This is a genomic window from Kitasatospora sp. NPDC042419 (assembly GCF_056437345.1).
Genome location: NZ_JBWKAW010000038.1, coordinates 13,270 through 34,778, shown reverse-complemented (window position 1 = coordinate 34,778; position 21,509 = coordinate 13,270). Strand labels below are relative to the sequence as shown.

General features: G+C 73.9%; 19 protein-coding genes. 11 read left to right on the top strand and 8 right to left on the bottom strand.

Going from position 1 to position 21,509, the window contains the following annotated elements; genetic code table 11:
• Positions 1–80 precede the first annotated feature (80 nt).
• On the bottom strand, positions 81–521 hold the full coding sequence (gene dtd, locus AC067J_RS39280) for a D-aminoacyl-tRNA deacylase (protein WP_478307594.1): 441 nt from the start codon (positions 519–521) through the stop codon (positions 81–83).
• A 471-nt stretch (positions 522–992) separates the two neighbouring features.
• Between dtd and AC067J_RS39275 the strand changes: the two genes are divergently transcribed.
• The 3 genes from AC067J_RS39275 (at position 993) to AC067J_RS39265 (ending at position 3,001) form a co-directional block, all read left to right on the top strand.
• On the top strand, positions 993–1,574 hold the full coding sequence (locus AC067J_RS39275) for an RsiG family protein (RefSeq protein ID WP_478307593.1): 582 nt from the start codon (positions 993–995) through the stop codon (positions 1,572–1,574).
• A 74-nt stretch (positions 1,575–1,648) separates the two neighbouring features.
• Complete coding sequence (locus AC067J_RS39270) at positions 1,649–2,608, top strand: asparaginase (protein ID WP_478307592.1); 960 nt, start codon at positions 1,649–1,651, stop codon at positions 2,606–2,608.
• Positions 2,609–2,785: 177 nt separating this feature from the next.
• Positions 2,786–3,001, top strand: coding sequence for a dodecin (locus tag AC067J_RS39265; protein ID WP_478307591.1), 216 nt, complete (start codon positions 2,786–2,788; stop codon positions 2,999–3,001).
• Positions 3,002–3,068: 67 nt separating this feature from the next.
• Here AC067J_RS39265 and AC067J_RS39260 read toward each other — a convergent pair whose 3' ends face one another.
• Genes AC067J_RS39260 through AC067J_RS39250 form a run of 3 tightly spaced genes read right to left on the bottom strand, consistent with a single transcriptional unit; the run spans position 3,069 to position 6,018 of the window.
• Positions 3,069–3,887 carry a heme ABC transporter ATP-binding protein gene (locus tag AC067J_RS39260; protein ID WP_478307590.1) on the bottom strand — a complete coding sequence of 273 codons (819 nt, stop codon included), beginning with the start codon at positions 3,885–3,887 and terminating at the stop codon, positions 3,069–3,071.
• Positions 3,884–4,990, bottom strand: a complete 1,107-nt coding sequence (locus tag AC067J_RS39255) for a FecCD family ABC transporter permease (RefSeq protein WP_478307589.1) — start codon at positions 4,988–4,990, stop codon at positions 3,884–3,886. Before AC067J_RS39255 ends, AC067J_RS39260 begins: the two co-directional genes overlap by 4 nt.
• Complete coding sequence (locus tag AC067J_RS39250) at positions 4,987–6,018, bottom strand: heme/hemin ABC transporter substrate-binding protein (RefSeq protein ID WP_478307588.1); 1,032 nt, start codon at positions 6,016–6,018, stop codon at positions 4,987–4,989. The genes AC067J_RS39255 and AC067J_RS39250 overlap by 4 nt, the downstream gene beginning before the upstream one ends.
• A gap of 159 nt (positions 6,019–6,177) precedes the next feature.
• On the opposite strand from AC067J_RS39250, the gene AC067J_RS39245 reads away from it, so the two are divergent.
• On the top strand, positions 6,178–7,740 hold the full coding sequence (locus AC067J_RS39245; RefSeq protein ID WP_478307587.1) for an HtaA domain-containing protein: 1,563 nt from the start codon (positions 6,178–6,180) through the stop codon (positions 7,738–7,740).
• 43 nt (positions 7,741–7,783) lie between these two features.
• Positions 7,784–9,481 carry an HtaA domain-containing protein gene (locus AC067J_RS39240; RefSeq protein WP_478307586.1) on the top strand — a complete coding sequence of 566 codons (1,698 nt, stop codon included), beginning with the start codon at positions 7,784–7,786 and terminating at the stop codon, positions 9,479–9,481.
• 102 nt (positions 9,482–9,583) lie between these two features.
• Here AC067J_RS39240 and AC067J_RS39235 read toward each other — a convergent pair whose 3' ends face one another.
• Both AC067J_RS39235 and AC067J_RS39230 read right to left on the bottom strand, forming a co-directional pair.
• Positions 9,584–10,255: a biliverdin-producing heme oxygenase gene (locus AC067J_RS39235; protein WP_478307585.1), complete on the bottom strand. Its 672-nt coding sequence runs from the start codon at positions 10,253–10,255 to the stop codon at positions 9,584–9,586.
• Between the two features lie 232 nt (positions 10,256–10,487).
• Complete coding sequence (locus AC067J_RS39230; RefSeq protein WP_148643392.1) at positions 10,488–10,979, bottom strand: inorganic diphosphatase; 492 nt, start codon at positions 10,977–10,979, stop codon at positions 10,488–10,490.
• Positions 10,980–11,055: 76 nt separating this feature from the next.
• On the opposite strand from AC067J_RS39230, the gene dacB reads away from it, so the two are divergent.
• The 6 genes from dacB to folE all read left to right on the top strand — a co-directional run bounded on the left by dacB (position 11,056) and on the right by folE (position 19,077).
• A complete protein-coding gene (gene dacB, locus AC067J_RS39225) occupies positions 11,056–12,621 on the top strand; it encodes a D-alanyl-D-alanine carboxypeptidase/D-alanyl-D-alanine endopeptidase (protein WP_478307584.1) in 1,566 nt (521 codons plus the stop codon).
• A 50-nt stretch (positions 12,622–12,671) separates the two neighbouring features.
• Complete coding sequence (locus AC067J_RS39220; RefSeq protein ID WP_478307583.1) at positions 12,672–13,850, top strand: zinc-dependent metalloprotease; 1,179 nt, start codon at positions 12,672–12,674, stop codon at positions 13,848–13,850.
• Positions 13,851–14,311: 461 nt separating this feature from the next.
• Entirely contained in the window at positions 14,312–15,439 is a 1,128-nt protein-coding gene (tilS, locus tag AC067J_RS39215; RefSeq protein ID WP_478307582.1) for a tRNA lysidine(34) synthetase TilS, read from the top strand.
• Positions 15,440–15,510: 71 nt separating this feature from the next.
• Complete coding sequence (hpt, locus tag AC067J_RS39210) at positions 15,511–16,065, top strand: hypoxanthine phosphoribosyltransferase (RefSeq protein ID WP_030059589.1); 555 nt, start codon at positions 15,511–15,513, stop codon at positions 16,063–16,065.
• Between the two features lie 228 nt (positions 16,066–16,293).
• Positions 16,294–18,345 carry an ATP-dependent zinc metalloprotease FtsH gene (ftsH, locus tag AC067J_RS39205; RefSeq protein ID WP_478307581.1) on the top strand — a complete coding sequence of 684 codons (2,052 nt, stop codon included), beginning with the start codon at positions 16,294–16,296 and terminating at the stop codon, positions 18,343–18,345.
• A gap of 126 nt (positions 18,346–18,471) precedes the next feature.
• Complete coding sequence (gene folE / locus AC067J_RS39200) at positions 18,472–19,077, top strand: GTP cyclohydrolase I FolE (RefSeq protein WP_478307580.1); 606 nt, start codon at positions 18,472–18,474, stop codon at positions 19,075–19,077.
• 28 nt (positions 19,078–19,105) lie between these two features.
• Here folE and AC067J_RS39195 read toward each other — a convergent pair whose 3' ends face one another.
• Together AC067J_RS39195 and AC067J_RS39190 are read right to left on the bottom strand one after the other, a co-directional pair.
• On the bottom strand, positions 19,106–19,903 hold the full coding sequence (locus tag AC067J_RS39195; RefSeq protein ID WP_478307579.1) for a ferritin-like domain-containing protein: 798 nt from the start codon (positions 19,901–19,903) through the stop codon (positions 19,106–19,108).
• 113 nt (positions 19,904–20,016) lie between these two features.
• A complete protein-coding gene (locus AC067J_RS39190; RefSeq protein ID WP_478307578.1) occupies positions 20,017–21,168 on the bottom strand; it encodes an alpha/beta hydrolase in 1,152 nt (383 codons plus the stop codon).
• Positions 21,169–21,509: the final 341 nt, after the last annotated feature.

Below are 21,509 nucleotides of genomic sequence, written 5' to 3'. Positions count from 1 at the left end.
GACCGCAGTAGCCCCGCCGGCCGCGGTAGTCCCGCCGGCCTAGCAGCCGCCGACCGCCGGGGCCCCGCCGACCGCGGCGGTCAGACCTCGACCAGCACCGTGAACGGCCCGTCGTTGACCAGCGCGACCTGCATGTCCGCACCGAACCGGCCGGTCTCGACCTTGGCGCCGAGCGCCCGCAGCCGGGCGACGACCTCGTCCACCAGCGGCTCGGCGACCGGGCCGGGGGCGGCGGCGTTCCAGGTGGGGCGGCGGCCCTTGCGGGCGTCGCCGTAGAGCGTGAACTGGCTGATCACGAGCAGCGGCGCGCCGATGTCGGAGCAGGACCGCTCCACGCCGTCCTCGTCCGGGGGCAGCAGCCGCAGGGTCCAGAGCTTGCGGGCCAGCTGGGCCGCCTGGGCGGGGGTGTCGTCGTGGGTGACGCCGACCAGGACGCAGAGCCCCGGCCCCTCGATCGCGCCGACGGTCTCCCCGGCCACCGTCACCCGGGCCTCGGCCACTCGCTGTACCACTGCTCGCATGCGGCCATTGTGCCGGAGGCGGCGGGGGCGTCCGCGAGCCCCCCAGGGGCGCTCAGCTGTCTGGCGCGCGCTGGGTAGCGTGCGCCTGCGCGCCGGTTGGCGCCGCTCTCCCTGCGGAAAGCTTCGGTCATATCAGCCACCCCTCTTCGCCAGGGGGCCGTTCGGGTGCACGGGCGGTGCGGCGGCGCCGGGCGGGGTGGCACGCTGGGGGACCGTACAAGGGGTCCGGGGCGCCAAGGTCCGCCGCACCGGGCCGGGTTCGGCCACACGGTCGAGCCGGTGGGTCAGGTGTTCCGGTCGCGTCGCCCCGGTGGGTGGCGGTGGCCGGGGGCGGGAACCTTCGCGGGTGGCCCGGGCGTGCCCCGGACGGGTGGGCGCCACGGGCGCACGCGACGGGAACGGGCCGGACCGGCGGCAGGCGACGGGGTGCCGCGAGCGGGCGGGATCGGGACGACGGCAGGTGGTTGGTTGATGGACGCTAGCAGCACGGCGCAGGACCGTTCCGGGCGTGCGCCCGAGGGGGCGGGGCCGGAGCGGGACCTGGAACGGCTGGGCCTGGATCAGCTGCGGATCCTGCGCCGGGAGACCCTGGAGCAGGAGGCCGACCTCTCCTACCTGCGGCGGCTGCTGCACGGGCGGATGGACATCCTGCTGGCGGAGCTGGACCGCAGGCCGGGCGGCGCGGCCCCCCGCCCGGCGGAGGCCGGGGAGCCGGCCGGCGCCCTGCTGGAGCGGCTGCCGGCGATCCTCACCGACGCGCCGTCCACCGTCCGCCGGTCGGCCCGGCACGTCACCCTGGGCCCGCCGCGCGGCCACCAGTCCCAGCTGGAGGCGGACGAGCTGATGGGCGACGTCCAGCTGGCCGATCTGGCCGCGCACCCGGCCGAGGAACTGCTGGCGGCACTGGACCGGCTGCGCTCGCACGAGCGCGAGGTGTCCGGGCGCCGGCAGCTGCTGCTGCGGACGGCGGACGGCTGCAACGCGGAGATCACCCGCAGGTACCGTGATGGGGAAGCACGGGTCGACGACCTGCTCGCAGGCGGCCCGCTCTGACCGGGTGAGGCGCCGGGGGCTGGGTCGGGCCCGGCTCGCCCCCGGCCCACCCTCACCTCCGGAAGGCTCCCGCCATGTCCAAGCCCACCGCCCTGTCCGTGCTCGCCGAGGTCGTCCGCTCGGGATTCACCGAGGGCCGCCACCACGGCTCGCTGGTGCTGCTGGCCGCCGACGGTTCGGTCGAGTTCGCACTGGGGGCGCCGGAGGCGCCGGTGTTCCCGCGGTCCTGCGCCAAGCCGTTCCAGGCGGTGGCCACCCTGCGGGCCGGGTTGGCGATCGAGGGCGAGCTGCTGGCACTGGCGGCCTCCAGCCACTCGGCAGAATCGTTTCACCTCGATGGGGTACGACGGATCCTGGCCGGGGCCGGGCTGGACGAGTCCTCCCTGCGGACCCCGGCGGACCTCCCGCTCGACGAGACCGAGGCCGAGCTGCACCTGCGCGCCGGCGGGGAGCGCGCGCCGATCCTGATGGACTGCTCCGGCAAGCACGCCGGCTGGCTGGCCGCCTGCGTGGCCAACGGTTGGCCCGTCGACAGCTACCTCGACCCGGCCCACCCGGTCCAGCTGCTGGCCCGCGAGGCCATGGAGCAGGCCACCGGCGAGCCCGCCGGGCACGCCGGGGTGGACGGCTGCGGCGCGCCGCTGCTGGCCGTCAGCCTGACCGCGCTGGCCCGCGGCTACCGGGCGCTGCTGCTGGCCGGTTCGGGCACGCCGGAGCGCCGGGTGGCCGACGCGATGCGCGCACACCCCGAGTACGTCGCCGGCACCCGCCGGGCCGACACCTGGCTGATGCGGGCGGTGCCGGGCGCGCTCTCCAAGATGGGGGCGGAGGCGGTCCAGGTGGTGGCGCTGCCGGACGGCCGGGCGCTCGCCTTCAAGATCGACGACGGTGCCGAGCGGGCCCGCGGACCGGTGCTGGCGGCCGCGCTGCGCCGGCTCGGGGTGTCCGCCGAGGACGGCACGGTCGAGCGGATAGCCGCCTCCCCGCTGTTCGGCGGCGGGGTCCCGGTGGGCGAGGTCCGGGCCGCTTTCTGAGCCTCCGACCGCGGGCGCCCGGAACGGCCGCCCGCCGGTTTCCCCGCCGGTCCCCCCCCCGCCGGTCCCCCCGCCCCCTCCCGGCGGGCGGACCTGGACGGCGGTCGCCGGAGTGCGGACGGACGGCCCCCGGTGCACGGTGGACCGGGGGCCGTCGCACAGCTGAGGGAGTCCGTCATGAGCGAGCACGTCTACCGGGTGACCGAGATCGTCGGGTCGTCGACCGAGAGCATCGACGCCGCGATCCGCAACGGCGTCGAGCGGGCCTCCCGGACGCTGCGCAACCTCGACTGGTTCGAGGTGACGCAGGTCCGGGGCCACCTCGCGGAGGGGCGGATCGAGCACTACCAGGTCGGCCTGAAGATCGGCTTCCGGCTGGACGACGAGGCCTGAGCCGGACGCGGCCTGAGCCGACGCGGTACGGCCGGGCGCGGTACGACGGGGCGCGCGCCGGCCGGCCTCAGCCGCGTTCGGGCAGCACCAGCGGGACGCCGGTGCGCGGGTGCGGCAGGACCTCGACCGGGTGGCCGTAGACCTCGCTGAGCAGCGGCGCGCGCAGCACCTCGGCCACCGGCCCGTCCGCGACGGTGGTGCCGCCGGTCAGCAGCACCACCCGGTCCGCGTAGGCCGCCGCCAGCGACAGGTCGTGCAGGACGACGACCACGCCGTCCCCGGCGGCCGCCCGTTCGCGGGCGACCCGCAGCACCAGCTCCTGGTGGCGCAGGTCGAGCGCGGCGGTGGGCTCGTCGAGCAGCAGCAGCGGGGTCCGCTGGGCCAGCACCCGGGCCAGGGCCACCCGGGCCCGCTCGCCGCCGGAGAGCGCGGTGAACGGCCGCCCGGTGAAGGCGGTGGACTCGGTCGCGGCCATCGCCCCGCCGACCACCGCGTCGTCCTCGGCGGCGGCCGCCGTGCCGGACCAGGGCGCGCGGCCCATCCGGACCACCTCGTCCGCCGGGAACGGGAAGGACAGCGCGGCCGACTGCGGCAGCAGGGCGCGGTGCCGGGCGAGCTCGGGGGGCCGGTAGCCGGCCAGCGGGCGGCCGAGCAGCCGGACCTCGCCGGAGGTCGGCGCGAGGTCGCCGGCCAGGACGGAGAGCAGGGTGGACTTGCCGGCGCCGTTCGGCCCGAGCAGGGCGACCACCTCGCCGGCCGTCACCCGGACGTCCGCGCCGGTGAGCAGCTCGCGCCCGCCGACCGTCAGCCGGACGGCCTCGGCGGTGAGGAGTTCGGTGCCCGGGGCGGGGCGTCCGGGTACGTCGGGGCGGGTTCGCAGCCTCATGCCCAGCCTCCCTGCTTGGTCCGGGTGCGGCGCAGCAGCCAGAAGAAGAACGGGCTGCCGATCAGTGCGGTGAGCACGCCGAGCGGGAGTTCGGCGGGCTCGGCCAGGGTGCGGGCGGCGAGGTCGGCGGCGACCAGGACGAGCGCACCGCCGAGGGCGGAGGCGGGCAGCAGGAACCGGTGGCCCGGTCCGGCCACCATCCGCAGCAGGTGCGGGACGACCAGGCCGACGAAGCTGATGATGCCGCTGACCGCGACGGCGGCGGCGGTGAGCAGCGCGACCAGGGTGATCAGCACCAGGCGCATCCGCTCGACGTCGACGCCGAGGTGGCGGGCCGGCCGTTCGCCGAGCGCCAGCAGGTCCAACGGCCGTGCGTAGCGGGGGGCGAGGGCCAGGCCGACGAGTGCGAACGGCAGGACGGCCAGCACCTTGCCCCAGGTGGCCTGGGAGAGCGAGCCGAGCTGCCAGAAGGTGACCTGGTTGATCGCGGCGGAGTCGGCGGTGAACAGGAAGAGGCCGATCAGCGCGCCGCAGAAGGCGTTCACCGCGACGCCGGTGAGGATCAGGGTGACCACCTCGGTGCGGCCGCCGGAGCGCGACATCGCGTACACCGCGAAGACCGTCAGCAGGCCGGTGGCGAAGGCGAAGGCGGTGATCGTCCAGTTCCCGAAGGCGTCCAGGCCGAGCACGATGCAGGCGACCGCGCCGACCGCGCCGCCGGAGGAGACGCCGATCACCGCGGGTTCGGCGAGCGGGTTGCCGAAGACGCCCTGCATCAGGGCGCCCGCGCAGCCGAGCGAGCCGCCGACCAGCAGGGCCAGCACCACCCGGGGGAGGCGCACGTTCCAGAGCACCGACTCGGGGACGCGGTCGAGCGGGTGGCCGCCGAGGCCGAGCCGGTGGGCGAAGGAGGCGAGGATGTCGCCGAGCGGGATGCGGTAGGCGCCGATGCCGGCCGCGAGCAGGGCGCAGACCACCAGGGCGGCGGCCAGTCCGGCGATGACCAGGGTGGTCCGGCTCCGGCTCCGGCTCCGGCTCCGGGGCCCGGCCGGCGGGGCGGACTTCTTCTGCACGGCGGCGGCCTGGGGCGGGGCGGTGGTCACTTGGCGCCCGTCGGGTAGAGCTGTTCGGCGATCTCGCGGATGACCTGGGGGGTGCGCGGGCCGTAGCTGAGCAGCTGGCCGTCCTCGATCGAGACGATCCGGCGGTCCAGTCCGGCCGGGGTCTGGGCGACGCCGGGCAGCTTGAGCAGGCCGTCGACGCCGCCGACGGATTCGAGTCCCTTGCTCATCACCAGGATCGCGTCGGGTGCCGCCTTGACCAGGGCCTCGCTGGTGAGCGGGGTGAAGTCGCCGGAGAGTCCGGCGGCGGTGCCGGCGTCCGTGCCGCCGACGGCCTCGATCAGCGAGCCGGCGCCGGAGGCCGGGCCGCCGAGCAGGAAGACCGAGGCGCTGCCGCGCAGGTAGAGGAAGGCGACCTTGGGGTGGCGGTCGACGGCGGGCAGGGCGGCCCCGGCCTCGGTGATCCGCTGCTCGGTGCGCTCCTTGAGCTGCCGTCCGGAGTCGGGGACCCCGAGGGCGGCGGCGACCGTGTCGATGCGGGGGCCGACGTCGCCGAGCTTCTTGGCGTCGTCCAGCACGATCAGCGGGACGCCGGCGGCGCGGATCTGGTCGATCGCCTCGGCGGGGCCGGTGGAGCGGTCGGCGAGGACGACGGTCGGGTGCATCGAGAGCACGCCCTCGGCCGAGACGTCGTGCGCCTGGGTGATCACCGGCAGGGCGGCGGCCTGCTGGAAGGTGGTGGAGACGTCCCGGGCGACCACCCTGGGACCGAGGCCCAGGCTGAACACGATCTCGGCCAGGCTGCCGTTGAGCGGGATGATCCGGTCGGCGCTGGCGACGGTGACCTGTCGGCCGTCGGCGGAGGCCGCGGTGGCGGGGAGTTGCGGGGCGGGCTCGCCGGGCAGCGGTTCGACCGTGTCCGGGGCCTTCGAGGTGCCCGCTCCGGTGGCCGCGCCGGCGGAGCCGGCGGACGGGCCGCAGGCGGTCAGGGCGAGCAGCAGGCCGAGGGCGAGCAGCAGGAGGGCGGGCCCGGTGGCCGCCCGGGTTCGGGTGGTACTGCTGCTCAACATGGGCCCCTTCGCTGGGAGTTGTCCCCGCCGTGCGCCATGTGGAGGGGGGCGGTCGGCGGGGCTCTTGACTCATATATTAGGTTAGCCTTACCTCAATATCGCAAGGGGGTCGGTGGTGTACCGACTCCCCTTGCCCCGTCGCGCCGAGGAGTGATCCGCGTGCCTCTGCCCAGCCGCCTACGCCGCCTGGCCGCCACCCTGGTGGCCGCCCTCGCGGCCCTGATGACGGTCGTGGTGCTGCCCGGCCAGGCGGTGGCGGCGGAGGGGAAGGTCTCCGGCGGGCGGCTCGACTGGGGGATCAAGCAGTCCTTCCTGACCTACGTCACCGGGCCGATCGCCAAGGGGAGTTGGGCGCTGACCGGGGGAGCGGCCACGGTCTCCGGCAGCGGCTTCCGGTTCCACTCCGCGAACGGCACCTACGACCCGGCGACCGGTGCGCTGACCGCCGCGTTCTCCGGCGGGGTCCGGTTCACCGGGCACCAGGAGAACGGCGTCAACGCGCTCGACCTGAGCGTCGGGCGGCTCACCTTCCGGGCCGCCGCGGGCGGCGCGGCCGGGCTGTACGCGGACGTCAGCAGCAAGTCCAAGGAGACCGGCCAGGTCAGCAGCGCGAGCCAGGCCAAGCTGGCCGACCTCTCGCTGGCCGGCGTCGACCTGCGCGGCGCGGCCGGCACCCTGACGCTCAGCGGTGTCCCGGCGACGCTGACCGACGCCGGGGCCAAGGCCTTCGGCAACTTCTACACCGCGGGGACCGCGCTCGACCCGGTCAACCTCTCGGTCAACCTCCCGGCCGCCCAGTCGGGTTCGGCGGCACCCTCGACGGCCCCGACGGCCGCCGCGCCGACCCCGACCGGGACGCCCACGCCGACCGCCGCCCCGGCCACCGCACCGGCCACGACGCCGGCCACCGCACCGGCGCCGACCGCCGAGCCGACCGCCCCGCCCGCGACCCCGGAGGCCGCCGCCCGGACGGAGTTCGGCAACGGCGCGCTCGACTGGGGCGTCCGGCGGACCTTCCGCGACTACGTCACCGGCTCGATCGCCCAGGGCCGCTGGGAGCTCACCGGCGGTGCGGCGGACGGCGGCGCCTTCTTCCGCTGGACCCCGGCCAAGGGCGGCTACGACCCGGCGACCGGCGCGCTGACCGCCGCCTTCACCGGCAGCGTCCGCTTCACCGGCATGAAGACCGGTGAGACCTACGGCCTGGACCTCACCCTGGCCAACCCCTGCGTGACGATCGCCGACGGCCAGGGGCGGCTGCTCGCCGACGTCTCCGGCCGCACGCCGGACGGTGCCACCCAGCAGCTCACCGGCGTCGAGCTGGGCACCTTCGACCCGGCCGGACTGAAGCCCGAGGGCGGTCTGCTCAAGGCCGTCGAACTCCCGCTGAAGCTCGGCGAGTCGGGCGCCAAGGCCTTCGGCGGCCTCTACCCGGCGGGCACCGCGATGGACCCGCTGAGCTTCGCCGTCGCGCTCGACCCGGCCGCGGCCCTCCCGCCGCTGCCCGACATCGGCAGCGCCCCGGTCACCGCCTCGCCCTCCGCCGCACCGGTCGCCGCGTCCTCCGACGCGGGCGGTTCGGGCGGCGTGCCGACGGCGGCCGTGGTGGCCGGCGGTGTGCTGGCGGCGGCGCTCGCCGCGGCCGGTGCCGTGTACACCCTCCGCCGGCGCCGCGCCGAGCCGGCGGACCCCCAGGCCGCCGAGCCGGCCGACGCGGCCTGACGGCCGCCCCACCCTTCCCCCGCCTCACCGAACGGAGTCCCCCATGTCCCGCAGCACCGCCCTGCCCCCGGCCGGCCGCCGCAACCGCACCCGGATGGCCGCCCTGGCCGCCGTCACCGCCGGTCTCGCCCTGGCCGCCGCCGGTGCTCCCGCCCTGGCGTTCGGCGCCGGTGCGCCGAGCACCGTCACCTACGACACCGGTTCGCTGGACTGGGGCGTGAAGGCCAGCTTCCGCAGCTACGTGACGGGGCCGATCGGCCAGGGTGCGATCGAGCTGAGCGGCGGCGCCACCACCAACGCCGACGGCAGCTTCCGCTTCGGCCTGGCGAGCGCCACGTACGACATGGGCACGCACGAGCTCAAGGCCGGTTTCAAGGGCGGCGTCCGGTTCACCGCCCACCACGGCGCGCTGGACCTGACGTTCACCGACCTGAAGATCGTCACCGCGGGGACGACCGGCCGGATCACCGCCGACACCAGCGGCACGGAGACGATCGGCTCCCCCGAGGTGACGAAGCGCGACGACGTCCCCCTGGTGACCTTCACCGTCGGCCGGGACACCACGACCGGTGTCCCGACGGAGACCAAGCTCACCGCGGAGGGCGCCAAGATCCTCGGGAGCTACCCGGCCGACACCGTGATGGACCCGCTGTCGCTGGTGCTCAAGCAGAGCCCGGCGACCCCGTCCCCGACCGCCACGCCGACCCCGACCCCGACCGCCACGCCGACGGAGACCGCCACGCCGACCGCGACGGGCTCGCCGACGGCCACCGGCTCCCCGTCGGCCACCCAGTCGCCGACCACGTCGGGCTCCCCGTCGGCCACCCAGTCGCCGAGCGCCTCCGGCTCGCCGTCCGCGACCGGCAGCCCGTCCGCGACCGGCTCGCCGTCCGCGACCGGCTCCCCGAGCGGGACGCCGTCCGCCACCACCACGTCCACCACCCCGCCGGCCGCCGCCGGTGAACTCGCCGTCGTCAACGGCACCCTGGACTGGAAGGTCAAGGAGAGCTTCCGCAAGTACCTGCAGAGCCCGGTGGCCAACGGCAAGGTCGAGTTCGGCGGCGGCGCGGCCGACTACCGCTTCGGCAACGCGACCGGCAGCTACAACACCAGGACCCACGCGCTGTCGGCGGGCTTCGCCGGCTCGGTCCGCTTCCTCGGCCACCCCGCGGCCGGCGGCCACCAGCTGGACACCACCTTCTCGAAGCTCGGCCTGAGCATCGCCAAGGACGGTGCCTTCCTGACCGCCGACGTCAACGCCAAGTCGCTGGACGGCAGGACGACCGCGCTGTCCGGCGCCCGGATCGCCAAGCTCGACCTGTCCAAGGCGGACCTCACGCCGGTCAACGGCGTGGTGACGCTCACCGCCGTCCCGGCCGTGCTGACCGCCGACGGCGTCCCGGCCTTCGCCAACTACCCGGCGGGCGAGGTGCTCGACCCGGTCACCGTCTCGCTGGCCTTCGACAAGAGCGCCCCGCTGCCCTCGGCCCCGGCCGGCGGCGGCACGGCGGGCGGCACCACCGCGGGCGGCACCGGCACCGGCACGGGCACCGGTGCGGGCTCGGTCGGCGGCGCCTCGCTCACCACCTCGGGCGGCGCCTCGCTCGGCGGCTCCGGCGTGCTGGCCTCCACCGGCTCCTCCACCCCGGTGGTCCCGCTGCTGGCCACCGCCGGCGGCCTGCTGCTGGCCGGTGGCGGCGCCACCGTGCTGGCCCGCCGCCGCGGCGCGGTCCGGGCCTGACGACCGGCCGCCGACCCGACGGTCCCGGGTCGGCGGCCCGACGGAACAGCCCCGGCGAGCGGTTGCTCGCCGGGGCCGTCCCCGTTCGCCGTGCAGAGCGGTTCACGCGCTCAGCGGGTACCGCGCGTCCAGGTCCTGGAAGATCGCGCCGTTGAGCCGGAACGCCAGCTTGCACTCCTCGACCACCCGGCGGCGCTCGATCTCGTCCAGCACCAGCCCGGCGGCGTCCAGCTTGGCCCGGTAGTCGCGCTTGAAGGCGGCCGGGTTGCCGACCTCCTCGAAGACGTAGAACCGCACGCCGTCGCCCTTGCGCTCGAAGCCCCAGGTCTTCTCCGCGATGCCGCGGATGATCTGACCACCCGACAGGTCGCCCAGGTAGCGGGTGTAGTGGTGCGCGACGTACCCGGCCGGCCACTGCTCGGCCAGCTCCTCCACCCGGGCCGTGTACGCGGCGGTGGCGGGCAGCGGCTCCAGCGCGTCGCGCCACCCGGGCCCGAGCAGGTGCGCCAGGTCGCGCTCGATGGCGGCGGTCCGCATCAGCGCCGCGTCGATGAACGGCCCGGCCACCGGGTGCTCCGCCAGCTCGGCGGCCCGGCCCTCCAGGGCGCGGTAGACGTACCAGAGCTGGCCGGTGAGGTCGGCGTAGGCGTCGACGCCGAGGTGCCCGCCGAGGAGCCGGCTCATGAACGAGGACTGCTCCGCGGCCTCGTGTTCAGCACTGCTCGCGGTGCGCAGGACGGTGGAGAACGGGACGGGCTGCTCGGGTATGGGCATGCGGGCCTCCAGAGATCGAGAACGCCCCCGATTGCTTTGGTTAGCCTAGCCTAATCTCGCATGATGCCGACAGGGTGTCGGGAAGATCCGCGCCCGCCGGACCGGCCCCGGACACGGCGAAGGCCGGGGTCCGCGGGACAACCCCGCGAACCCCGGCCTCCGACTGCCCCGACCTACCTCGAACCGCTCCGGCGGACGCGCCGCCGGGCGGACGGGATCGGCACGGCTCGGCTCAGTGGCCGCCCTGCTCCGCCAGCCGCTTGATCGACGCGGTGACCTCGGCCTCGGCCTCGGCGCGGCCGACCCAGTTGGCACCCTCGACCGACTTGCCGGGCTCCAGGTCCTTGTAGACCTCGAAGAAGTGCTGGATCTCCAGGCGGTCGAACTCCGACACGTGGTGGATGTCCTGCAGGTGCTCCCAGCGCGGGTCCGTCGCCGGGACGCAGAGCAGCTTGTCGTCGCCGCCGGCCTCGTCCGTCATCTTGAACATGCCGATGACGCGGCACTTGATCAGGCAGCCGGGGAAGGTCGGCTCCTCCAGGATGACCAGCGCGTCCAGCGGGTCGCCGTCGTCCGCGAGGGTGCCCTCGACGTAGCCGTAGTCGGCCGGGTAACGGGTCGAGGTGAAGAGCATCCGGTCAAGACGAAGGCGACCGGTCTCGTGGTCGACCTCGTACTTGTTGCGGGAGCCCTTCGGGATCTCGATCAGGACGTCGAACTCCAACGGTTCCTCCAAGGTAGGTACTGACAGAATCCAAGTGTCTCCTACGGGAGTGGGTGCTCAGGAAAGGGGCCGGGTCGTGCGAGCAGGGGCTGGGGCGGGGCGTCGCCGTCGGGGGACGGCGGCGGGGCTGTTCGGGACGGCGCTCCTGGTCGCCGGGACGGTGCTGACCTCGGGTGGTGCGTACGCGCAGCCTTCCGCGACACCGAGCGGGACACCCTCCCCCGGCGGGTCCACCACACCCGCCGCCGGCGGCACCGGCACGCCCGGCGCGGCCACCGGTACGCCCGCCGCCACCGGCACGCCCGGCGCGGCCACCGGTACGCCCGCCGCCACCGGCACGCCCGGCGCGGCCCGCCCGGCGCCCGCCGCGGGCACGGTGCTCGCCACCGCCGAGGTCGGCCCGGGCACCGGACTGCCCACCGCCCAGGGCCTCCAGCAGGCGCTCGCCACCGCGCTCGCCGACCGGAACCTCGGCACCGTCAGCCTCGCCGTCGCGGACGCCGCCGACGGCAGGCTGCTGTACGGCAGCGGCGAGAACACCCCGGCCACGCCGGCCTCCACCACCAAGCTGGCCACCTCGGTGGCTGCCCTCTCGCTGATCCCGGCGGACACCCGGCTGACCACCCGGGTCGTCAAGGGCGCGGCTCCCGGCGGGATCACCCTCGTGGGTGGTGGCGACCCGACCCTGACCGCGCTCCCCGCCGACCAGGTGCAGATCGCCGGCCTGCCCGCCGACCCCGACACCGCCCCCGCCTCACTGGACGCGCTGGCCCGGCAGACCGCCGCCGCCCTGAAGGCCGCCGGCACCACCACCGTCACCCTGGACTACGACCTCTCGCTCTACTCGGGCAGCCCGCAGCACAAGAACCACGACGGGGAGAACATCGCGCTCGTCACCCCGCTGATGGTGGACGAGGCCAAGGTCGACCCGAAGAGCCGCGAGGACGCCCCGGCCCGGTACGCCGATCCGGCAGGCCAGGCCGCCGAGGCCTTCGCCGCCCTGCTGAAGTCCCAGGGCATCACCGTCCAGGGCAAGGCCAAGCAGGCCGCCGCCCCGGCCGCGGCCGACGCCCCGGTGCTCGGCCGGGTGGACTCGCCGACCATGGCGCGGCTCGTCGAGCGGATGCTGACCACCTCCGACAACACCCTCGCCGAGGCGATCGCCCGTCAGGCCGCGCTCGCCGCCCACCAGCCGGCCGGCTTCGAGGGCGCCTCCACCGCCGTCACCCAGGAACTCGCCCGGCTCGGCGTGCCGATGAACGGCGTGGCGATCAACGACGGCAGCGGCCTGCACACCGGCAACGCGATCCCGCCGGTCGTGCTGGTCCGGCTGCTCGCGCTGGCCGCCTCCGACCAGCACCCCGCACTGCGCCCGGTGATGACCGGTCTGCCGATCGCCGGCTTCACCGGCACCCTCGGCAAGCGGTTCGGCGCCGGCTCCGGCGCCGCCGACGCGGCCGGGCTGGTCCGCGCCAAGACCGGCAGCCTCAGCGGCGTCAACACCCTGGCGGGCACCGTGGTGGACGCCGAGGGGCGGCTGCTCTCCTTCGCGGTGATGACCCGGACCAGCGCCCCCGTCGACTCGGCCCGCGCCGCGATGGACCGCATCGTCGCCCGGCTGGCGGCCTGCGGCTGCCACTGACCGGCCACTGTGGCTCCCCCCGGCGGACGAGAGCACGTACGGTGAGGGGTATGACGAGCGCGAGCGGCGGTGCTGACATGGTCGACTGGAATCTCGCGGTCGCAACCGCGACCAGGCTGGTACGGCCGGGGCCGGAGGTGAGCCGCGCCGAGGCGGCCGCCGTGGTCGCCGAGCTGCGCCGGCACGCACTGGAGGCCGAGGAGCACGTCCGGGAGTTCACCGGCATGCGCTCCAGCAGCCTGTCCGAGGCGGCCGCGACCCCGGTGCTGATCGTGGACCGCCCGGGCTGGGTGCGGGCCAACGTGGCGGGCTTCCGCACGATCGTCCAGCCGCTGGTGGAGAAGCTCCAGGCGCGCCGGGCCAACGGTTCCGGCCCCGGCGTCTTCGGCACGGTGGGGGAGAAGGCCACCGGTATCGAGGTCGGCGCCCTGCTGGCCTTCCTGTCCACCAAGGTGCTCGGCCAGTACGAGACCTTCGCCCCGGCCGAGTCCTCGCTGGAGACGCCGGACAGCCCCGCCGCCCTGTTCGACAAGCCGCGGCTCGGTCCCGAGACCGCCGGCCCGGGCCGACTGCTGCTGGTGGCGCCGAACATCGTGCACGTCGAGCGTGAACTCGACGTCGACCCGGCCGACTTCCGGCTCTGGGTCTGCCTGCACGAGGAGACCCACCGCACCCAGTTCACCGCGGTGCCCTGGCTGCGCGACCACATCCAGTCCGAGGTGCAGTCCTTCCTGTCCGAGACCGACGTCGACCCCGGCGCGCTGCTGGACCGGCTGCGGGACGCGGCCGGCTCGCTCGGCGGAGGCCTGCCCGGGCTCGGCGGCCGCGCGGAGAGCGCCCCGTCCGCCGGACTGCTGGAGATCGTCCAGTCGCCCTCCCAGCGCGAGATCCTCGGCCGGCTGACCGCCGTGATGTCGCTGCTGGAGGGCCACGCCGACGTGGTGATGGACGGCGTCGGCCCGGCCGTGGTGCCGAGCGTCGCGGAGATCCGGGAGAAGTTCCAGCAGCGCCGGGACCGCGGCGCCAACCGCCTCGACCTGGTGCTGCGCCGGCTGCTCGGCATGGACGCCAAGCTCCGCCAGTACCAGGACGGCGCGGTCTTCGTCCGGGGCGTGGTCGACCAGGTCGGGATGGACGGCTTCAACCGGGTCTGGACCTCGCCGAACACCCTCCCGACCAAGGAGGAGATCCACGACCCGGCCGCCTGGGTGGCCCGGGTGGCGCGCTGAGGGGGCGGTGATTCGCCCGCTCGCCTCCGGGGCGCTCCGACCCGGTGCCGACGGTCGGCGCTCCGATGCCGCTCGTGCCTCGCGGCCTCCTCGCGCTCTCCCTCTCGGCACCGGCGCGCCCCTTCGGCTCGGGGCGGTGATCCGCCCGCCCGCCCCCCGGGGCGAGCTGATCCGGCGCGGGCGGGTGCTCCGGAGCCCGGGACGGGGGGTTCGGTCCGAAGGGTGGTCGCGGATGGTCAAACCCGTTCGTACGGGTGGTCCAGTCGTGCAGATGGCGGGTGAAGATACGTTTCTCCATTCACCCGAACGTGGGACGGTGGTCGTACCGGTGGCGCGGGTGGCGTAGCGGCTGCCTCCTTTCTGCCACCATCTGTGAGCGCCCGGTAACGCGGCGCTCATGGAAGCGCGGTCCCCGCCGCGCCCGCAGCCGTCCTGTCCCCTCCGTCGAGGAGTCGTCCGCCGTGGGCCCACACCCCGCCGTCGCAGCGATACGCCTGGCCGTCCGCCGTACCCTCACCGACCTCGCCGCCGAGGCCGGCTCCACCTTCACCGTTCCCGTCCGCGAGCCGCGCGAGCGCACCGGCGGCGTGCCGCTGGCCGTCGCCGCCGTCGGCACCACGCTGATCGGCAACGCCCACCGCCACCCGTCCGGGCTGCCGCGCACCCCCGCCGCGCCCGGTTCGCCGCTGGTCCTGGTCGCCGTCAGCGGCGGCGCGGACTCCATGGCCCTGGCCATCGCGACCGCCTTCGAGGCTCCCAAGATCGGCCTGCGGGTCGGCGCCGTCACCGTCGACCACGGCCTCCAGGCCGGCTCCGCCGACCGCGCCGCCCAGGTCGCCGAGCGGCTGCGCGAACTCGGGCTCGACCCGGTCGAGGCGATCCCGGTCCGGGTCGGCCGCGAGGGCGGCCCCGAGGCCGCCGCCCGGGACGCCCGGTACGCCGCCCTGGACGAGGCCGCCGAGCGCCACCGCGCGGTCGCCGTCCTGCTCGGCCACACCCGCGACGACCAGGCCGAGACCGTCCTGCTGGGCCTGGCCCGCGGCTCCGGCTCCCGTTCGCTGGCCGGGATGCCGGCCCAGAAGGGCCGCTACCGCCGCCCGCTGCTGGAGCTGGACCGGGCCGCCACCCGGCAGGCCTGCTCCGCCCAGGCGATCCAGGTCTGGGACGACCCGCACAACTGCGACCCGGCCTTCACCCGCTCCCGGGTCCGCCACGAGGTGCTGCCGGTGCTGGAGAAGCACCTGGGCGGCGGCGTGGTCGAGGCGCTCGCCCGCACCGCCCGGCTGTTCCGCGACGACGCCGACGCGCTCGACCAGTGGGCCTCGCTGGCCGAACGCGACCTCCGTACGGGCGAAGGCACCCTGGACGCCGTGAAACTGGCCGAACTGCCCCCCGCCGTACGGCGCCGGGTGCTGCGCCGGGCGGCGCTGCGCGCGGGCTGCCCGGCCGGGGACCTCTTCGCCCGCCACCTCGAAACGATCGACCTGCTGGTCACCGGATGGCGGGGTCAGGGACCGTTGCACCTACCCGGGGGCGTCGAAGCCACCCGGCGGTGTGGCACGCTGGTCTTTCGGCGACAGGGCGACTGACGGGCTGGTGTGCCCCGGGGAAGCCGGCCGCCGGCCATCCAGACCCCGACACGTTTGAGGACGTATCCCCGGTGGACCAGAACGACATGGGCGCTGACCTCGCGAAGGTGCTCATCAGCAAGGACGAGATCGACGCGAAGCTCCTGGAGCTGGCCGAGCGCATCGACCGGGACTACGCAGGCAAGGACCTGCTGATCGTCGGCGTCCTCAAGGGTGCCGTGATGGTCATGGCCGACCTCGCCCGCGCCCTGCACTCGCAGGTCACGATGGACTGGATGGCCGTCTCCTCCTACGGGATGGGCACCAAGTCCTCCGGTGTGGTGCGGATCCTCAAGGACCTCGACACCGACATCGCCGGCCGTGACGTGCTGATCGTCGAGGACATCATCGACTCCGGTCTGACGCTGTCCTGGCTGCTCGGCAACCTGGGCTCGCGCGGCCCGGCCTCGCTGGAGGTCTGCACCCTGCTGCGCAAGCCGGACGCCGCCAAGGTCGAGATCGACGTCAAGTACGTCGGCTTCGACATCCCGAACGAGTTCGTGGTCGGCTACGGCCTCGACTACGCGGAGAAGCTGCGCAACCTGCCGTTCATCGGCACCCTCGCCCCGCACGTCTACGGCGGCTGATTGACCCCGTTCGGACGACGGGCGGGAACAGTTGGCCGTTCCCGCCCGTTGGGTAGGGGGGACATAGAAACACGTCGTGTCGCTGTGCTCCCGTCACGAGCGGGTCGTACTGCGGTACGGTCCAATAAAACCGCTCTTCACATGAGCACAGACCGGATGCGCCGGCGGCCCACAGCCCCGCGGCGCCGTTGAGTGGCAGGAGGGACGGGGCGGCAACGCCCCGCATGGATGGACGTCAAGCGATACTTCCGTGCGCCGATCATGTGGATCGTGCTGGCCGTCCTCGCCGTCATCGTGCTGATGCAGGTCGTTTCGGATTCGAACGGCTACAAGACGGTGGACACCGGGCAGGTCGTCGCAGCGATCGACGCGAAGCAGGTCAAGTCGGCGCAGATCACCACGGGTGACTCGAGCACAATCAAGATCCAGCTGAAGGACGGTGCCAAGCTGCCCGCAGTGGGCACCGGCAAGCCGCAGTCCGGCAGCAAGTTCCAGGCCTCCTACATCGGCGACCAGGGTGTTGCGATCGCCGACAAGCTGCAGGCCCAGATCAACGACAACGACCAGAGCACGCTCACCGAGGGCTACACCGTCAGCCCGGAGAAGCAGAGCACCCTCGTCAGCCTCCTGCTGTCGATGCTGCCCATCGTGATCATCGTGCTGGTCTTCCTGTTCCTGATGAACCAGATGCAGGGCGGCGGCTCGCGCGTCATGCAGTTCGGCAAGTCCAAGGCCAAGCTGCTGACCAAGGACACCCCGAAGACCACCTTCTCCGACGTCGCCGGCGCGGACGAGGCGGTCGAGGAGCTCCACGAGATCAAGGAGTTCCTGCAGGAGCCCGCCAAGTTCCAGGCCGTCGGCGCCAAGATCCCCAAGGGTGTGCTGCTCTACGGCCCGCCCGGGACCGGCAAGACCCTGCTGGCGCGTGCCGTCGCGGGCGAGGCCGGGGTGCCGTTCTACTCGATCTCCGGCTCGGACTTCGTCGAGATGTTCGTGGGTGTCGGCGCCAGCCGTGTCCGCGACCTCTTCGAGCAGGCCAAGGCGAACGCCCCGGCGATCGTCTTCGTCGACGAGATCGACGCCGTCGGCCGGCACCGCGGTGCGGGTCTCGGCGGCGGCCACGACGAGCGCGAGCAGACCCTCAACCAGCTGCTGGTCGAGATGGACGGCTTCGACGTCAAGGGCGGCGTGATCCTGATCGCGGCCACCAACCGTCCGGACATCCTCGACCCGGCGCTGCTGCGCCCGGGCCGCTTCGACCGCCAGATCGCGGTGGAGCGCCCCGACCTGCAGGGCCGTCTGGACATCCTCAAGGTGCACCAGAAGGGCAAGCCGATCGCGCCCGACGTCGACCTCTCGGCCGTCGCCAAGCGCACCCCCGGCTTCACCGGTGCCGATCTGTCGAACGTCCTGAACGAGGCGGCGCTGCTGACCGCCCGCTCGGACAAGAAGCTGATCGACAACAACATCCTGGACGAGGCGATCGACCGCGTCGTGGCTGGTCCGCAGAAGCGCACGCGGATCATGTCCGAGAAGGAGAAGAAGATCACCGCGTACCACGAGGGCGGTCACGCCCTGGTGGCGGCGGCCTCCCCGAACGCGGACCCGGTGCACAAGATCACCATCCTGTCCCGCGGCCGGGCCCTCGGTTACACCATGGTGCTGCCGGACGAGGACAAGTACTCCACCACCCGCAACGAGATGCTCGACCAGCTGGCGTACATGCTGGGCGGCCGCGCGGCGGAGGAGCTGGTCTTCCACGACCCGACCACCGGCGCCTCGAACGACATCGAGAAGGCCACCGCCACGGCGCGGGCCATGGTCACCCAGTACGGCATGACCGAGCGCCTCGGTGCGATCAAGTTCGGCAGCGACAACTCCGAGCCCTTCCTGGGCCGTGAGATGGGCCACCAGCGCGACTACTCGGAAGAGGTCGCCGGGCTGGTGGACGAAGAGGTCAAGAAGCTCATCGAGAACGCGCACAACGAGGCCTGGGAGATCCTGGTCGAGAACCGCGACGTGCTCGACAACCTGGTCCTGGAGCTCCTGGAGAAGGAGACCCTCAACAAGGAGCAGATCGCCGAGATCTTCGCCCCGATCGTCAAGCGCCCGGCCCGTCCGGCCTGGACCGGTTCCGCCCGCCGGACCCCGTCCACCCGCCCGCCGGTCCAGTCGCCGAAGGAGCTGGCGCTCACCAACGGCGCCGCCGCCGTCGAGGCCGCCCCGGCCGACGTGGTGAAGCTCCCGCCGCTGCAGGCAGACCCGCCCGCCGAGGGCTGATCGAAAGCACCGGCACCGCACGGAATGGATGCCGCGTCACCAGGGTTTGTACCCTGGAGGCGCGGCATCCGTGCTGTTCGGCCAAGTCAGTCCCACCAGACCAGTCCCACGAGAAGCGAGGCCCGCATGATCGACCCGGTGACGCTCGACGGTCCGCCCGCCGTCGGCACCTTCGACCAGAAGCGGGCCGAGAACGCCATCCGCGAGCTGCTGCTCGCCGTGGGCGAGGACCCGGACCGCGAGGGCCTGCTGGAGACCCCCGCGCGGGTGGCACGGGCGTACAAGGAGATATTCGCGGGCCTCTGGCAGGAGCCCGAGGACGTCCTCACCACCACCTTCGACCTCGGCCACGACGAGATGGTGCTGGTCAAGGACATCGAGCTGACGTCCGTCTGCGAGCACCACCTGGTCCCGTTCCGGGGCGTCGCGCACGTCGGGTACATCCCGTCGACCACCGGCAAGATCACCGGGCTGTCCAAGCTGGCCCGGCTGGTCGACGTCTACGCCCGCCGGCCGCAGGTGCAGGAGCGGCTCACCAGCCAGGTCGCCGACGCGCTGATGCGGATCCTGGAGCCGCGCGGCGCGATCGTCGTGGTCGAGTGCGAGCACATGTGCATGTCGATGCGCGGCATCCGCAAGCCCGGGGCCAAGACGATCACCTCCTGCGTGCGCGGCCAGCTGCGCGACCCGGCCACCCGGGCCGAGGCGATGAGCCTCATCATCGGGCGCTGACCGGGCCGCCGCCGCGGGCCGCCACGGGTCAGATCGCCTCCTGCGCCTCCGCCGTCGCGTGCGGGGGCGCGGGCGTGCCCAGGGCGTTGCGGCGCGCGGGCATCCGCAGCCGCACCATCCGGCGCCAGCCGTACAGCAGGTCGTACAGGTAGAGCGCGTGGACGCCCGCGGTGACCACGGCCAGCTGCCAGCGGGGCCACCGCAGGATCCGCGCCATCCGTGACGTCACCGCGAGTCCGACGTCCCGGTGGGTGCGGATCTCGCCGCGGGCGCTGGTCTCCAGGACGTGCCGGATGTACGGGCCGTGGCCCTCGGTGACCAGCCGGAGCAGCTCCTCGTGGCAGTAGGCGAGGTGGTTGTCCTCGTCCGCCGAGATCATCCGCATCGCCCGGCCGACGTCCGGGTTGTCGCCGTACACCTTGACCAGTTGGCGCATCTGCTCGGCCGCGCGCTGCTCGGTGACCCGGCTGTGCGCCAGGTAGGTGATGATCTCGCGTTCGGTCAGCGGCACGCTGCTGGTGAGCCGCTCGTGGGCGAGGCCGACGCCCTGGCGCTCCAGCAGCATGCAGTAGTCGGCCTCGGCGGGGACGTCGACCTTGGGCAGGCCGCGCTTGTTCAGCAGCTGGGCGAAGATCCGGCCGTGCTTGCGCTCGTCGGCGCCGTGCCGGGCGATCTTCGGGGCGAGCACCGGGTCGCGGGTGAGCTCGGTGATCCGCTCGTTCTCCCAGCCGCCCTGGTCCTCGCCGCCGGCTGCGATGCTGCAGAACAGCTGATAGGCCTCGTCGTTCCGGTAGATCTCGTCGAAGAGTGATCGGGTGCTGAGCATGGGGCCTCCTGCCCGGATCCGGGACGGTGCCGGCCGTTCGGCCGGGCGGTCTCGATGCGTTCCCCCGGCTCGCCGCCCGGTCCGCCCGACCGGCCGGTAATCACTCAGCTGCCCTAGCCGAGGTGGTGGCCCATCCACTCCAGGGAGGCGGGCAGCTCGCGCACCCAGCTCTCGAAGTTGTGGCCGCCGTCGTCCAGGTACAGCGACTCCACGGCGAACTGCGGGTTGGCGGCGGAGACCTGCTGGGCGAGGTCGACGAACTGGACGGTCCGCGGGTAGTCGGCCTCCTTGCGGGTGGAGACCACCAGCATCGACAGGGCCGGGACGGGCAGGTTCTGCAGCCGCCAGGCGAGGTCGCTCTGCTCGGCCAGTGCCTTGTCGCCGCCGAACAGGCTGCCGCCGGTGAACTGGTCCTCGACGACCTTGAAGTCGCCGTGCAGGCCGCCGGCGACGCCGAAGACGTTCGGGAACCGCATCGCCAGCCGGAACGCGCAGCTGCCGCCGGTCGAGTAGCCGAAGGTCCCCCAGGCGGCGGGCGAGCGGCTGGTCCGGTACGCGGAGCGGAGCGCCTCCGGGACGTCCTTGGTGAACCAGGACTCGGCGGCCGGCCCGCCGGGGACGTCCACGCACTCGGTGTTCCGCGGCGGGGCGACGGTCGGACGGGACAGCACCACGATGGTCGGCTGCATCCGGCCGGCGCGCTGGAGCTCGGCGGCGGTCTGGATGACCGGCAGGTCCTTCATCAGATTGAGCGTCGTGCCGGGGTAGCCGGCGATGGCCAGCATCACCGGGAAGCGGATCAGCGCGAACTTCGGGTCGAAGTACTCGGGCGGCAGGTAGACGAACATCTGGTCGGACAGGCCGGTCTCCTTGCCGGTGATCCGGACCGACTCGACCTTGCCGGCCTCCTCGGGCGGGCCCTTCGGCAGGTCGCCGATGGTCTCCATGCCGCCCTCCTCGGTCGGCTGGAGCAGTGCGTCGGGGGCCGGCGCCCCCTTGTGGTTCTCGTTGCTGGTGAGGGTGAGCTTGGTGCCGCCCGAGCTGAGCAGGTCGTCCCATGTGGTGTAGAAACCGAAGGAGTTGTTGACGGCGAGGGCCAGCACCGCGAGCACCGAGACCTGAGTGACCGTCATCAGTCCGACCCGGCCGAGCACCGGCAGCGGGCGCTGCCGCGCCAGCCGGGGCCAGATCCAGAGGGTGGTGACGAGGGCCGCCGAACCCAGGGCGAGGAGCGAGTTCATCAGCGCGTCGCTGGTCAGTTCCATGCCGTGGGCCTTCCGGTGGGACACTGTCGGTGCAGGGTTCATCGTCTGGCGGTGCGTCAGCCGGGGCCAGCGCGGCTAGGCTGTCCGGACGCCGGGCGGGCCCGGGAGACCGCCCGCCGCGGTGCGCAACCGGCGCCCTAGAATGCGGCGTCCACCGTACGTACCGCGTACGCGGGGCCCCGTCGCGCCACGCGGCGCGGGGCTCCGGCACCCACCCCTCGGCTCAATCGCAGTGCCCCCAGGGGGCCGGTTTACCCTCCGTTGCCGGTTCCTTGGTGTGCGTATTGCCTGATGAAGGAAATGGCATGAAGGCCCATCACGGCTCCTCCCCCGGAGTGACC

What these genes read in the sequence shown, in the direction of transcription:
- dtd (WP_478307594.1), bottom strand. Translation starts at nt 521, where the DNA reads ATGCGAGCAGTGGTACAGCGAGTGGCCGAGGCCCGGGTGACGGTGGCC.
- AC067J_RS39275 (WP_478307593.1), top strand. Translation starts at nt 993, where the DNA reads ATGGACGCTAGCAGCACGGCGCAGGACCGTTCCGGGCGTGCGCCCGAG.
- AC067J_RS39270 (WP_478307592.1), top strand. Translation starts at nt 1,649, where the DNA reads ATGTCCAAGCCCACCGCCCTGTCCGTGCTCGCCGAGGTCGTCCGCTCG.
- AC067J_RS39265 (WP_478307591.1), top strand. Translation starts at nt 2,786, where the DNA reads ATGAGCGAGCACGTCTACCGGGTGACCGAGATCGTCGGGTCGTCGACC.
- AC067J_RS39260 (WP_478307590.1), bottom strand. Translation starts at nt 3,887, where the DNA reads ATGAGGCTGCGAACCCGCCCCGACGTACCCGGACGCCCCGCCCCGGGC.
- AC067J_RS39250 (WP_478307588.1), bottom strand. Translation starts at nt 6,018, where the DNA reads ATGTTGAGCAGCAGTACCACCCGAACCCGGGCGGCCACCGGGCCCGCC.
- AC067J_RS39240 (WP_478307586.1), top strand. Translation starts at nt 7,784, where the DNA reads ATGTCCCGCAGCACCGCCCTGCCCCCGGCCGGCCGCCGCAACCGCACC.
- AC067J_RS39235 (WP_478307585.1), bottom strand. Translation starts at nt 10,255, where the DNA reads ATGCCCATACCCGAGCAGCCCGTCCCGTTCTCCACCGTCCTGCGCACC.
- AC067J_RS39220 (WP_478307583.1), top strand. Translation starts at nt 12,672, where the DNA reads ATGACGAGCGCGAGCGGCGGTGCTGACATGGTCGACTGGAATCTCGCG.
- ftsH (WP_478307581.1), top strand. Translation starts at nt 16,294, where the DNA reads ATGGACGTCAAGCGATACTTCCGTGCGCCGATCATGTGGATCGTGCTG.
- folE (WP_478307580.1), top strand. Translation starts at nt 18,472, where the DNA reads ATGATCGACCCGGTGACGCTCGACGGTCCGCCCGCCGTCGGCACCTTC.
- AC067J_RS39195 (WP_478307579.1), bottom strand. Translation starts at nt 19,903, where the DNA reads ATGCTCAGCACCCGATCACTCTTCGACGAGATCTACCGGAACGACGAG.
- AC067J_RS39190 (WP_478307578.1), bottom strand. Translation starts at nt 21,168, where the DNA reads ATGGAACTGACCAGCGACGCGCTGATGAACTCGCTCCTCGCCCTGGGT.